The 12,705-nt window shown below is 43.7% G+C and carries 17 protein-coding genes; 12 read left to right on the top strand and 5 right to left on the bottom strand.

Features of this window, described 5'->3' with window-relative positions; genetic code table 11:
* The first annotated feature begins 68 nt into the window (after nucleotides 1-68).
* From ABZR88_RS07765 to murA, 4 genes are all read left to right on the top strand, one after another.
* Nucleotides 69-224, top strand: a complete 156-nt coding sequence (locus ABZR88_RS07765) for a hypothetical protein (protein ID WP_170113675.1) — start codon at nucleotides 69-71, stop codon at nucleotides 222-224.
* 106 nt (nucleotides 225-330) lie between these two features.
* Nucleotides 331-618, top strand: a complete 288-nt coding sequence (locus ABZR88_RS07760; protein WP_107830764.1) for an SHOCT domain-containing protein — start codon at nucleotides 331-333, stop codon at nucleotides 616-618.
* 404 nt (nucleotides 619-1,022) lie between these two features.
* The gene (locus ABZR88_RS07755) at nucleotides 1,023-1,748 is read left to right on the top strand and encodes a DUF4290 domain-containing protein (protein ID WP_107830762.1); all 726 of its coding nucleotides are present in this window, start codon (nucleotides 1,023-1,025) and stop codon (nucleotides 1,746-1,748) included.
* A gap of 86 nt (nucleotides 1,749-1,834) precedes the next feature.
* On the top strand, nucleotides 1,835-3,142 hold the full coding sequence (murA, locus tag ABZR88_RS07750; protein ID WP_107830760.1) for a UDP-N-acetylglucosamine 1-carboxyvinyltransferase: 1,308 nt from the start codon (nucleotides 1,835-1,837) through the stop codon (nucleotides 3,140-3,142).
* Nucleotides 3,143-3,447: 305 nt separating this feature from the next.
* Here murA and dinB read toward each other — a convergent pair whose 3' ends face one another.
* The gene (gene dinB, locus ABZR88_RS07745; RefSeq protein ID WP_245917105.1) at nucleotides 3,448-4,635 is read right to left on the bottom strand and encodes a DNA polymerase IV; all 1,188 of its coding nucleotides are present in this window, start codon (nucleotides 4,633-4,635) and stop codon (nucleotides 3,448-3,450) included.
* 76 nt (nucleotides 4,636-4,711) lie between these two features.
* On the opposite strand from dinB, the gene ABZR88_RS07740 reads away from it, so the two are divergent.
* The 3 genes from ABZR88_RS07740 to ABZR88_RS07730 all read left to right on the top strand — a co-directional run bounded on the left by ABZR88_RS07740 (nucleotide 4,712) and on the right by ABZR88_RS07730 (nucleotide 6,705).
* Nucleotides 4,712-5,266 carry a 2'-5' RNA ligase family protein gene (locus ABZR88_RS07740; protein ID WP_107830756.1) on the top strand — a complete coding sequence of 185 codons (555 nt, stop codon included), beginning with the start codon at nucleotides 4,712-4,714 and terminating at the stop codon, nucleotides 5,264-5,266.
* Nucleotides 5,267-5,507: 241 nt separating this feature from the next.
* Nucleotides 5,508-6,026, top strand: coding sequence for a M48 family metallopeptidase (locus ABZR88_RS07735; RefSeq protein WP_107830754.1), 519 nt, complete (start codon nucleotides 5,508-5,510; stop codon nucleotides 6,024-6,026).
* Between the two features lie 235 nt (nucleotides 6,027-6,261).
* The gene (locus ABZR88_RS07730; RefSeq protein ID WP_107830752.1) at nucleotides 6,262-6,705 is read left to right on the top strand and encodes a c-type cytochrome; all 444 of its coding nucleotides are present in this window, start codon (nucleotides 6,262-6,264) and stop codon (nucleotides 6,703-6,705) included.
* Between the two features lie 109 nt (nucleotides 6,706-6,814).
* Here the strand turns inward: ABZR88_RS07730 and ABZR88_RS07725 are convergent, their stop codons facing one another.
* The 4 genes from ABZR88_RS07725 to ABZR88_RS07710 are packed head-to-tail and all read right to left on the bottom strand — an operon-like array spanning nucleotide 6,815 to nucleotide 8,984.
* Nucleotides 6,815-7,333, bottom strand: a complete 519-nt coding sequence (locus ABZR88_RS07725; RefSeq protein ID WP_107830750.1) for a GNAT family N-acetyltransferase — start codon at nucleotides 7,331-7,333, stop codon at nucleotides 6,815-6,817.
* A 2-nt stretch (nucleotides 7,334-7,335) separates the two neighbouring features.
* Nucleotides 7,336-7,926, bottom strand: a complete 591-nt coding sequence (locus ABZR88_RS07720) for a hypothetical protein (protein ID WP_146166599.1) — start codon at nucleotides 7,924-7,926, stop codon at nucleotides 7,336-7,338.
* Nucleotides 7,913-8,413, bottom strand: a complete 501-nt coding sequence (locus ABZR88_RS07715) for an RNA polymerase sigma factor (protein ID WP_107830746.1) — start codon at nucleotides 8,411-8,413, stop codon at nucleotides 7,913-7,915. The genes ABZR88_RS07720 and ABZR88_RS07715 overlap by 14 nt, the downstream gene beginning before the upstream one ends.
* Nucleotides 8,414-8,456: 43 nt before the next feature.
* The gene (locus ABZR88_RS07710) at nucleotides 8,457-8,984 is read right to left on the bottom strand and encodes a hypothetical protein (RefSeq protein ID WP_107830744.1); all 528 of its coding nucleotides are present in this window, start codon (nucleotides 8,982-8,984) and stop codon (nucleotides 8,457-8,459) included.
* Nucleotides 8,985-9,076: 92 nt separating this feature from the next.
* On the opposite strand from ABZR88_RS07710, the gene ABZR88_RS07705 reads away from it, so the two are divergent.
* The 5 genes from ABZR88_RS07705 to rpmA all read left to right on the top strand — a co-directional run bounded on the left by ABZR88_RS07705 (nucleotide 9,077) and on the right by rpmA (nucleotide 12,549).
* Complete coding sequence (locus ABZR88_RS07705) at nucleotides 9,077-9,397, top strand: YbjQ family protein (RefSeq protein ID WP_107830741.1); 321 nt, start codon at nucleotides 9,077-9,079, stop codon at nucleotides 9,395-9,397.
* A 178-nt stretch (nucleotides 9,398-9,575) separates the two neighbouring features.
* Nucleotides 9,576-10,976 (top strand): dicarboxylate/amino acid:cation symporter, encoded by a 1,401-nt coding sequence (locus tag ABZR88_RS07700; RefSeq protein WP_107830739.1) that lies wholly within the window; start codon nucleotides 9,576-9,578, stop codon nucleotides 10,974-10,976.
* Nucleotides 10,977-11,112: 136 nt separating this feature from the next.
* Nucleotides 11,113-11,631 carry a hypothetical protein gene (locus ABZR88_RS07695; RefSeq protein WP_107830737.1) on the top strand — a complete coding sequence of 173 codons (519 nt, stop codon included), beginning with the start codon at nucleotides 11,113-11,115 and terminating at the stop codon, nucleotides 11,629-11,631.
* A gap of 163 nt (nucleotides 11,632-11,794) precedes the next feature.
* A complete protein-coding gene (gene rplU / locus ABZR88_RS07690) occupies nucleotides 11,795-12,103 on the top strand; it encodes a 50S ribosomal protein L21 (RefSeq protein ID WP_107830735.1) in 309 nt (102 codons plus the stop codon).
* 56 nt (nucleotides 12,104-12,159) lie between these two features.
* On the top strand, nucleotides 12,160-12,549 hold the full coding sequence (rpmA, locus tag ABZR88_RS07685; RefSeq protein ID WP_107830733.1) for a 50S ribosomal protein L27: 390 nt from the start codon (nucleotides 12,160-12,162) through the stop codon (nucleotides 12,547-12,549).
* Nucleotides 12,550-12,705 lie beyond the last annotated feature (156 nt).

Raw genomic sequence — 12,705 nt, 5'->3', positions numbered from 1 at the left:
ATCTAAAAGAAAAACAAAACCATCTCTTAGCCTATTCTAAAATTAGTATCAACTTAATTTTTATAGTTATGGCAACTACCAAAGAGAAAACCGGAACTACTGCAAACAAATCAACCGCGTCAAAACAAATGCGCGATCCGAAAGCCTCTAAAGAACAAAAAAGCAACGCCGCCAAAGAGATGGCCGGCGGCAACCACAGAGGCGGCAAAAATACACACCACTAATAGAAAAGCCCCGGATAGGGGCTTTTTTTATTGGCCTACGGCTGGACATGCCATTATTTGTTAATACCTTTAATGTAATAAACCAATTACCTAAACATTAACAAACATGGCTTTAGGCACTACGGAAATTATTTTTCTGCTTTCAAGTTTCCTCATTACAGTTGTTATACCTTCTATATGGGGCTACAAGGTTGGCGCGCAACGTAGCATTGGGGCTATTGTTGGCTTATTGCTGGGTTTCTTTTTAAGTTATATAGGTATTATCATTGTTTATCTAATGCCCTCAAAACTCAACTCTGCTGCAGACGAATTGCAGAAATACAAACAACTGCTAGACAGCGGCGCTATTACCGAGCAAGAATATCAGGACCAGAAAACACGAATATTAGGCTGATCTTTAGAATTTTAACCAACAACCTTAAATAATATCAATTTCATGACTTTAGGATTTTTAAACATAGGCACACCAGAACTAATTGTTCTAAGCCTGCCATTGGGGCTCATCCCATGCATTTGGGGATACAGGGCAGGTTCAAAAAGAAGCATTGGCGGCGCGTTGGGCTTATTATTGGGATTGCTCTTCAGTTACGTCGGCGTTATCGTCGTCTATCTCACACCCCCAATACAGCAGGTAGCTGATTAACTAATTACCTATCTCTGGTCATTACTACTTGACAACTAAAACAAATCGTCTATATTTGCATTTCTACAATAATTCAATTTTGGCCTCGCTAACCTGTTAAATGCCGGGAAAGATGTCTGCGCTGAAATACCAAATTCACTTATTTAAATTTTAGCATGGCTCAAAATATTAAGCCTGGAGAGTTTGATTACAACTCTACCAGAAAAAAACTGTTATTATCTGAGTATGGCCGCAATGTACAAAACATGGTAAAGTACATTGTAGAACTGCCTACCAAAGAAGAACGTAACCGCTACGCACAAGTGGTGATAGAACTGATGGGCTTTTTGAACCCACACCTGCGTGATGTGGCCGACTTTAAACACAAACTGTGGGATCACCTGCACATCATCTCTGATTTTAAGATAGATGTAGACTCTCCATACCCGGTGCCATCGCCAGAGGCTATTCATATTAAGCCAGAAGTGCTGCGTTATCCGCATCAGCGTATGCGCTACCGTCATTACGGTAAAACTATTGAGCTGATGATGGAGAAAGCCAAAAGTATTGACGAGCCCGCCCGTAAGCAACACATGGTGCAAGCTATTGCCAATTTTATGAAGATGGCCTACGTGCAATGGAACAAAGACTCTGTTGCTGACGAAAGCATCCTGGCTGATTTACGTGAAATGTCTAAAGGCGAACTGCAACTGGAAGATAACGTGAATCTGAACCGTGTTGACCTGCGCACCGTTAACCCTAACCCGGCACGTAACAAAAACAACAACCAGAACAATAAAGGCGGCCAGAACAATCAAAACCGTAACAATAACAACAACCGTAACAATAACAACAACCAGAACCGTAGCCGTAATAATAACAACAACGGCAGAAAGTATTAACGGTAATAGTTGACAACATTTAATAGTTTTGGTGCCGGACAATAATCCGCTACCGCAAGCTGTTAAACATTGACGGATATCTATTTATGACTAACGCATTTGAAATTATAGGCGGAAAACCGCTAAAAGGCGAGATTGTGCCACAGGGTGCCAAAAATGAAGCACTGCAGGTGATCTCGGCAGTATTGCTGACGGAGGAAAAAGTAACCATCAGCAACATACCTGATATTAAAGATGTTAACAAACTGATAGAGCTGCTTGGCGACATGGGCGTAACCGTGGAGCGATTGAGTGGTGACACTTACAGCTTTGAAGCCAAAAACATCGATCTGAACTTTTTTGAATCAGAGACCTTTAAACAAAAAGGTGGCAGCCTGCGGGGTTCTATCATGATTGTGGGTCCGCTGCTGGCTCGTTTCGGCAAGGCGTCTATCCCTAAGCCAGGAGGCGACAAAATTGGTCGCCGCAGGTTAGACACGCACTTCCTGGGGTTTGAAAAACTGGGCGCACGCTTTGATTACAACCCAGAGACAGGCTTTTTTAATGTAGATGCCAGCAATCTGCATGGTACTTACATCCTGCTGGATGAGGCATCGGTTACCGGTACGGCCAACGTGGTGATGGCTGCTGTTCTGTCAAAAGGCGAAACCATTATTTATAACGCGGCCTGCGAGCCTTACCTGCAACAACTTTGCAAAATGCTGAACCGCATGGGTGCAGACATTAAAGGCATCGGCTCTAACCTACTTACCATCAATGGTGTGGAACGCCTTGGTGGTACCGAGCACCGCATGCTGCCGGATATGATTGAGATTGGCTCTTTCATTGGTCTGGCTGCCATGACCGGCTCTGAGATCACCATTAAAGATGTACAATACCAGGAACTGGGTATTATCCCAGATGTATTCCGCCGCCTGGGCATCAAAATGGAACTACGTGGCGATGATATTTACATCCCAGCTCAAGAGCATTACGAGATAGAGACATTTATCGATGGTTCTATCATGACTATTGCTGATGCACCATGGCCAGGCTTCACGCCCGACTTGCTGAGCATCGTATTGGTAGTGGCTATACAAGCCAAAGGATCAGTACTGATTCATCAGAAAATGTTCGAAAGCCGCCTGTTCTTTGTAGATAAACTGCTGGATATGGGCGCCCAGATTATCCTGTGTGATCCGCACCGTGCAACCGTTATCGGCCTTGATAACCAGGTAAAACTGCGCGGCATCTCTATGACCTCGCCTGATATCCGTGCCGGCGTATCGCTGCTTATTGCAGCGCTGTCTGCTCAGGGTAAATCAACCATTTACAACATTGAGCAAATAGAGCGCGGTTATCAGCATATTGATCAACGTCTGCAAGCACTAGGTGCTGATATTAAAAGGATATAATTGATTGTAGTGATCAATTCCATAAAAGAAAAAGCCAGCGGAAAGCTGGCTTTTTCTTTTATCCCCGCTGTCGCTCGGCTCAGCCAATAGGTGTAGGAAAGATAAAAGAAGCGGTGGAATAGTGCGATTCCCCTCTTGAGAGGGGTGGAGGGGTGTGTCCTTTATACGTTCGAATGACACACCCCTACAGCCGCACCGTCAACGCGCCCCCTCTCAAGAGGGGATTTTAACATCTACCCAACGCCTAATGGCTGGAGCCGAGCGACTGCGTGGTGGATAAGATTAATCTATCACTAATCTCCCACTCATCCTTTCATAAACGGATTAAAATTGCGCGTACCAATCTCCATCCCTGCGGCGCGGCACACCGTTTTATCGCCAAACTTAAAGTTGATCTTATCCATCGCCTGGTACAGGCGGATGCGCTCCTCATTATCTTCAAACAAATTGATCTGATAACTTCCCGGACATAGATCACTCAGCCTTACCCCTATCAGCCGTACGGGCCGGTGGCCGTTCCAGGCTTTGCTTAGCAAGTTTTTAATGCCAGGTATCAAAATATGTTCTGCAGCCGTAAGGGCAATTTTCTCTTGCACGGTGTGCGTTTCAAAATTATTATAACGGATCTTAATAGCCAGACATGATGCCACCATGCCTTCGCGGCGCAGTTTGCCGGCCAGCTCTTCGGTCATAGATACCAATGTGCTTTCCAGTACTTTGCGTTCAGACACATCATTGTGAAAAGTATTTTCGGTAGAGATAGATTTACGTTCAGAGTGCGGTACAATCTCGCCATGATCAATCCCATTAGCTTTCTCATAGATAAATAAACCCGATTTACCGAATATGGCCTCCAGAAATTTCAGGTTTACCTTTTGCAGGTCGCCAATCTTTTCGATGCCATATTGATAAAGCTTTTGGCAGGTTTTTTCGCCCAACATAGGAATCTTGCTGATGGCCAGCGGTGCTAAAAACTCTTTCTCTTTACCATGCGGTACAAACAATTGCCCGTTAGGCTTTGCCTGGTTGGTAGCCATCTTAGCAACGGTTTTGCACGATGCCATGCCAAATGAAATAGGCAATCCCGTTTCGTGAATCACTTTTTGCCGCAGGGCGCTGGCAAACTCATAACAATCATAATATCGATCCATACCAGTTAGGTCGATATAAAATTCATCAACCGATGATTTCTGGTAAAGCGGCACCGTATCATGGATAATCTGTGTCACCTCGCGCGATGCTTCACCATATTTACCATGCGATCCCCGAATTACAATAGCATCCGGACACAGCCTCAACGCCGTTCTCATTGGCATAGCCGAGTGGACGCCAAACTTGCGCGCCTCATAGCTGCAGGACGCCACCACCCCACGCTCTACCGAGCCGCCAATCAACACGGGCTTGCCAATAAGCTCTGGATTAAACTTCCGCTCAACAGATACGAAAAAGGAATCGAGATCAATATGGACGATATAACGCTTGAGATCCATCATCACAAAGTTGAAAAATATTTTATATAAATACTAAAATAATTAGCAATTTTATTGTCCGATTTTTATCCTGATAAACATGACATCGTATACTGATTACCTGATGATTATCTCGCCACCGGCAGAGATCAAAGCCGAGATTGATCGCTATAAACGTGCGTCGGCCCGTAAAATTGGTGAGTTTAACAGCCTGCATTCTAAGGCACATATCAGTATTAACAGCCAAACGCGATGCAAGCCTTTCCATGCGCAGCCCGCTATCAGGAGCATGGCGGGACCGCTAGGGATGCTGCCACCTGTCAAACTTAAAATCAACGGGTTTAAACATTTTATGAGCGGCGATAAGTACACCATTTTTGCCGCACTGGCTGACGATGAACGCACCAACAACTGGTTTAAACTACTAAGGCAGCAGATGCGCATAACAACTAAAAGCTTTATTCCGCATATCACGGTTGTGCGCAGTATTCCCGGTGATGCTTTTAATTACTTGTGGCCATTCTTTAAAGACCTCCCTTTTGAGGCTGAGTTTATGGCCGACCGGCTAACGGTGCTGGAACGGGAGACATACATATTACAATCAAACTGGCACATTTTTACCGAATTGTACTTCGGCACGCAGCTATTGCGCTAACCTTTATTTGGAATTACGAAGTTGATTTTGTTATTTTTGTAAAAAATAAATAACGCAAATGCTAAAGTTTACTACATACCGCCATACTGACATGCGCCCCCTGGCCATGCACGGGAAAGGTATTGCATTTGCCATGCCTTTCTCGTTCCCCGTATAGTTTCTGTTTTTAAGTAAACCAGAAACTTAACAATCAATTTATTTACAACATTTTATAAATGCGCTTAACGCGTATTAAACTGATATGGACATTTATTTTACTATTGAAGAAAAGTATCTTCAGGCGGTAGAAGAATATCAATACGGCACGCAGCCAAAAACGCTGAAACTGCTGAACGAGATTATTGATACCGATGCTAAATATGCCCGTGCGCATTACCTTTTGGGTAAAGTGCACTATAATAATACCGGCGATTACCAGTCGGCTGGTTACCATTACCAAACCTGTTTAGAGCTGGAACCATCGTTTCCAGATGCCTATGTGCCTTATTTACGGCTATTGCTATTTTTAAACAAGCACACTTTGGCACAAAACGTAAGTTCCAAAGCATTACAGGTACCGGGCGTGCAACACTCGCACGTATATGAAATAATGGGGCAGCTGGCCGAAAAGAACAACAACTGGGTAAAAGCCGCCAGACTATTCCGCGAGGCTTTGCTTAGTGCCGACGACAAGGAACAGGTGGACGACGTGCAGGAACATATTGAACGTATAGAACTGAAAATACAAACCACGCGTACCTATGCCTATAACCTCAGCTGATCAGAGCAGGCGCCTGAAGAAAACCCACCGGATGTTTAGTTTACAACACTGAACATCCGGTTTATTACCCACTCCATTATTTACTAAACACTTGGTTTACAACGACCATTTGATATATAAACCGATAGATTGAAGATTTTTTGCAACAAATAGGTGTTATCACGCGTTAATTTTTTTTCAATTATCATTTATTTGTAAAAAACGCTTAACTTGGGTACATCAATCTTGCTTACTTATGACTTTTAAACCAAACAAAAAATTACTCATAACACTGGGTCTAACTGGCCTGGTGGTTTTTGGCTCAATGGCTAATATGCAACAGCCACAAGAGCAAAAAGCCAAAAACCTGAAAGTGCTGCCAAAAAACTTAACGCACAAGCAGATAGATCATATCATGGACGAGTGGGCACATGCCTTGGGTGTGCGCTGTAACGCTTGCCACGCACGTGATGCTGCTACTAACAAAATGGATTTTGCCAGCGATGCAAAACCAGAGAAAAATGTAGCCCGCGCGATGTTTAAAATGACATCGGCCATCAATAAAAAATACTTCGAGGCTAAAAAAGACTCTTTGGGCATGATGATGGAAACCGGTATTTCATGTGTTACCTGCCACAATGGTAAAGCACACCCAGAAGGTGGCATGCACCATGATGAAGATGAAGGCGAGAAAAAATAAGCTGTATTTAAGTCTAAATTTTATATCCTAAAAAGGCCGGGGCGATCCCGGCCTTTTCTTGTTAATACCTTATACTATCACCTCAACCAACGGGAGGAGCATTTTTGATTTATAGCGCACACCGCATCAACACGTCAGTCTGCTCATCGCTCCCCAACATAAAGTTGTGACTCCCGAAACTCACAAACCCATAACGCTCATAAAACCTGATAGCGCCATAGTTGTGCTCCCACACACCTAACCATACAGATTGCATGTTATCCTCGCGCGCTTTTTGCAACGCAAACGCTATTAATTGCTGACCGATCCCCTGTCCCTGAAAATCGGCAATTACATAGATGCGCTCAACTTCCATTGAGTGGTCTTCGTGCAAATCACTTTGCGCCTGTCCGTAGTTTAGTTTTAGATAACCCGCCAGTTGATCATCAGCATAAACAAAGTAAAAATGACTGCCGAATGTGCTTAGCTCCTGCTGCAAATGTTGCAATGTGAAGTTTTTGGACGCATAAGCTTCCATATCCTCCGGCCGGTTTTGATGATAAAAGGCATCAAAGAATACCCGTCTGCTAAGGTCTAAAAGTACCGGAGCGTCATTAGCCTCAACTCTTTTGAATATAATGTTTGGCATATTTATTCAAACTGCCCCTGCAAGCGTTCCAGGCGATCAATCATCAGGTTCAGTTTTTCTTCCTCGCTCTTAAATACACGTTTTTTGTAATAAAAGGTGAGGAACAACAGCCATAATATAGACAGGCCATAAACCGTAACCTTATAAGGCAATGACGAGTTACTCAATATCTCTATAAAGTAAAGCGACAAACCCAGGCTGATGAGCAGCACATAAATATAATAGAACCAGCCGTTGGTGGTGGCCCGGTTACGCTGATACTGTTTCAGATCCTGCAGATAATCGGTAGGCTGCAACGTGGCATCGCGCTTGTTTAAAATACGATAATTACGGATGATCATTACGGCATATAGCAGCATGGTTATCATCATGATAACAATACCCACATACGTTAGCCATGACTGAAACACAAAAAAGAACAGTATAATAAACGTGAGTACCAATACAGCTACCATCGCCACAATACCCCAATACAATTGATTGGTAATATCCTTTATTCCCTTTTTAACCTGTTTCAGCACCTCATCCACTGAAAGCTTGTCGTGCGCGGACTGATCCTGCCACACAGACATTAAATGTTCAAAGTCTTTCATGGTGGTTATATAATTCTGTTAATTTCTGTTTAATACGATGGATCTTAACGCGCAGGTTGCCTTCTGATATACCAGATATATCGGCAATCTCTGTGTACGGCATCTCATCCAATACCATGGTGATAATAATACGTTCGCTTTCCTCGAGTTTTGATATGCATTTATACAGCAGTGCCACCTGCTCGTTTTTCTCCGAAAATTCTTCGGCCCGGGTTTCAACCAACTGATCAGTCAGCTCGTCCTTAGCCTGCCGTTTTTCTGAACGCAGATAAGTTAAACAGGTATTTACGGCAATGCGATAGATCCAGGTAGAGATCATGGCCTGATTTCTGAATTTCTCCAGGTTTTGCCACACCTTTAAAAAAGTTTCTTGCAGCAGGTCGTTGGCGGCATCACTGTCGCCGGTATAACCATAGCACAGATGGTATATTTTTTTAGAATTGGCTTCGAATATCTTACGGAAGGCTGCTTCCTTGCTGGCCACCATGTTTATTTGTTTTTGAGGGTATGACTCCCCCTTGCTACAAATGTTACAATAAATGTTCAAACTTATTAAACCAGCTTAACTTTTCGTCGGCAGCGTCAATCAGCTGATTATAAGCATCGGTAAAATCGCCCTGAACATCCTCATGTAGTTTGGTAATGAGTTTGCCAATCTTTTCTACCTGTTTTATCAGGATATTACGTAACGGTTTAAAGCCATTACGCTTATCTACAAACTCAAGATAGTTATTGCAAAAAGCAAAGAGCAACGAGATCTCGACAGTTTTAGAACCCGAGAACCGCGAAAGCTTAGTAATCAGTCTCAGAATTTTGCGCAGCGCTTTGGCCGCATTGTAAGGTTGCGATGGCATGCCGTAAAATAGCATCACCAGCTCATATTTAGAGCCTTCAATAAAAGCCGCCTCGTCATCTGCCACAAAAAGCAGGTAGGCCGCCAGCTCCTTATTTTCCTTTTTGTACCGCACTAGTTTAAGCACCAGCTCGGTCAGCTGCGGCGCGCTGAGGTGTTGCAGTTCTTTTTTTATATCTTGTATTCCGTAACCGTCTGTAGGCATGTATAATTATCTCTGTGTTAAGCAGGGGTTCAAATTATAAAATATCAATGGTATCTGTTATGTTTGAGTAAAACTAAAAAACAAACTACACCATGATTGTAACAACCAGCACCCACTTAGAAGGCTATAAAGTAACCGAACATTTAGGCGTAATCCGTGGTATTACCGTACGCTCACGCGGCGTGGGTGGTAATTTCCTGGGCGGATTGCAGTCATTAGTGGGCGGCCGCAACAGTGTGTACACCCAGCTGTGCGAAGAGTCTCGCCAGGAGGCTTATAACCTGATGATCTTACACGCGCAACAGGTAGGCGCCAACGCGGTAATCAACATGCGTTATGATGCTAATGAAGTAATGCAGGGCATTACCGAAGTATTGGCTTACGGCACTGCGGTGAAGGCGGAGAAAGTATAGTCTGAACCAGGATTTATTTGATTTTTAAGATTTAAAGGATACATGTAGAGACGCAATACTTTGCGTCTCTTTTTATTAATACCCGAATGAACCGAAAGTGAAACCACCTTTATCCTTTCGCCTTTAACCTTTCACCTCCAATCACTACATTAGCGTCAACTAAAACTCAAACAAAGGGATGCTTAAGAACAAACTGACGCTCTATATTTTTATAGCGCTGGTGCTTGGTATTGTTACCGGTTACCTGTACAACGCCAGGGTAATAGACCTGTACAACCAGCAAATCAGCGCTGCCGATACCCGCCTTAAAGCCATCAATACGCAGATGGTAGAAATGAAGGATACCACCGTTGCCCAGTATACCGCCCTCAAAAAAGAACGCACCAACATTGCCCAAACCCGTAAAACGGCCGATGCCACTCGCGAAGATAAACTGGAGCTCTTCTCTATCCTCAGCAAAATATTTCTGAACCTGATTAAGATGGTAGTGGCTCCGCTGGTATTTACCACGCTGGTGGTGGGCGTTGCCAAGGTGGGCGATATCAAATCCGTCGGGCGTATTGGAGGTAAAACATTACTTTGGTTTTTAAGCGCCACGCTGGTGTCTTTATTATTAGGTATGGTATTGGTAAACCTATTTAAGCCGGGTGTGGCTATGCACTTGCCCCTCCCCGACAGCCACCTGGGCACTGACATTAAGAAAGCCGCCATCTCCCTTAAAGACTTTGTAGACCACGTTTTCCCGCGCAGCTTTACTGAGGCTATGGCCAATAACGAGATCTTGCAGATTGTGATTTTTGCGCTCTTCTTTGGAGTGGGCACTGCAGCTATCGGTCAGCAGGGCGAAATTGTCATTAAGTTTATGGATGCTGTTGCGCACGTGATATTGAAGATAACCGGTTATGTAATGAAACTGGCGCCGTTGGCCGTTTTCGGGGCCATTACGGTGGTGGTGGCCAAGCAGGGCGTGGGCGTTCTATCAACCTACGTGCTGTTTATCGGCGAGTTTTATTTTGCGTTGATCCTGCTATGGTGCGTTATTGTTTTTGCCGGCTTTATGGTGCTGGGCAAACGTTCGCTTACACTGGTGGGCAATATTAAAGATGCTATGCTGGTGGCCTTTAGTACCTCCACCAGCGAGGCTGCCTACCCCCGCGTACTCATAGAACTGGAAAAGTTTGGCTGCAATAACAAGATTGTGAGCTTTGTACTGCCCTTGGGGTATTCTTTTAACCTGGATGGCTCGATGATGTATATGACGTTTGCTTCGGTCTTCCTGGCGCAATCTTATAATATTCATCTTTCGCTGGGACATGAGATCACAATGCTCTTGGTACTGATGCTCACCAGTAAAGGCGTAGCCGGTGTGCCGCGTGCATCGCTGGTAGTAATTGCAGGTACCATTGCCATGTTTGGCATCCCCGAGGCCAGTTTAGGTTTGATATTGGGCATAGATCCGTTGTTGGATATGGGCCGATCGGCTACCAACGTGCTGGGTAACGCCATGGCTACGGCTGTGGTGAGCAAGTGGGAAGGCGAACTAAGTCTGAACCAGGATTCTGAGGATTTAGGAGATTAACAGGATTTTAATCGATTAGCTGCAAGAAGTTACTACGGTCCATCGACTATGGACTATGGACTTTTTACTATCTTTGCCGACTGAAAAAACTATGGTCCATAGTCTGATCGACTATGGACTTTTTAATAAAACACCCATGCGTAAGTTATCCCTCAAAAGAAAGATCTTTCTGATTGTCTGTATCGTTGTTCCGTTTATTGGCTACTCTGCTTACTATTATGCCGGCATTATTAAAAATGCCCCTTATCGTTTTGCCGAGTTTGACCATATAACGTTTGAATACGGCCCGGGACCTGACAGCCTGGTCAACAAATACAGCACTAAAACCGGGCAATACCAGTATGTGGATAACCGCGACTCGCTGGTAAAAATCCACATGAAACTTGCCAGCAAAGATTTGCTGTACCTGCACCGCAAAGCATCTGAACTTGGTTTCTGGGATTTCCCGACTAACGAGCGTGGCGATACTACCCAGACTACACAGGGCCACCACGGCCTTCGATACGTGATTGAGTTTAGCTACAAACGCAAAACCAAACGTGTGGTATACGATAAAAACTTTGAAGGCGATCCGAAACTGAAAGACGCTAACGAGCAGTTGATCCAAACCATCCAGAAAGTGCTGGATGATGCGGAGAATGATTTTAAGCAGTAAATAGTCGGGAAGTCGGAAAAGACCGGAAGATAGAAGTTAAATATCAGGGTATCTTTCATGCTTCCGGACTTTTCTAACTTTCGGACCAAAAAACACTTGCATAACAAAAAGCAAAGCTCTATATTTGCACCTCGAAATTTTTAAAAAAAACAACTAATTAACAATGTACGCAATAGTAAGTATAGCAGGACAGCAATTTAAAGTTGCTAAAGACCAGCATCTGTTTGTACACCGCTTACAAGGAGATGAAGGCGCTAGTATTGAATTTGACACCGTGTTATTAGCTGAAAACGAAGGCAAATTTAAATTAGGTGCAGACCTAAAAGGTGCTAAAGTATCGGCTACTATCCTGTCTCATTTAAAAGGTGACAAAGTACTGGTTTTCAAAAAGAAACGTCGTAAAGGTTACAAAAAGAAAAACGGTCACCGTCAGCAGTTCACTAAGATCCAGATCACTGGCATCACCCTTTAATTAACAAGTTTAATAACCATTGCGCCTGCAAAGGCACAGTAAAAAGATATTAAAAGATGGCACATAAGAAAGGCGCCGGTAGTTCCAAGAACGGTCGCGAATCGCACAGCAAACGCTTAGGTATCAAAATCTTCGGTGGTCAACCTGCTATTGCTGGTAACATCATCGTTCGTCAGCGCGGTACCCAGCACAACCCAGGTCTTAACGTAGGTATTGGTAAAGACCACACTTTATTTGCATTGGCTGATGGCCATGTAGTATTCAAAAAGAAAGCTGATAACCGTTCATACGTTTCAGTTCTTCCAATTGAAGCTGCACCAGTTGCAGAGGTAGCTGCTCCTAAAGCAAAAGCTGCTAAAGTAAAAGAAGTAGCTGCTGAAGAAGCTCCAGCAAAAAAAGCTCCTAAAGCAAAAGCTGCTAAAGCAGACGACGCTGCTGCTGAATAATCAGTATTAGAAGTGATTAATTATATAAAAGTCCTGTCGATATTCGGCAGGGCTTTTTTTATTTTATCTGAACCGGGATTTAACAGATTTATAGGATTAACATCTTTTTCATTTTTTAATTTTTACTTTTCACTTCCCTCTTACTTTTGCAGTAAA

The organism is Mucilaginibacter yixingensis, assembly GCF_041080815.1.
Lineage (GTDB): Bacteria > Bacteroidota > Bacteroidia > Sphingobacteriales > Sphingobacteriaceae > Mucilaginibacter > Mucilaginibacter yixingensis.
Note: the sequence above shows the minus strand (reverse complement) of the source record. Positions and strands in the feature narration are given on the sequence as shown.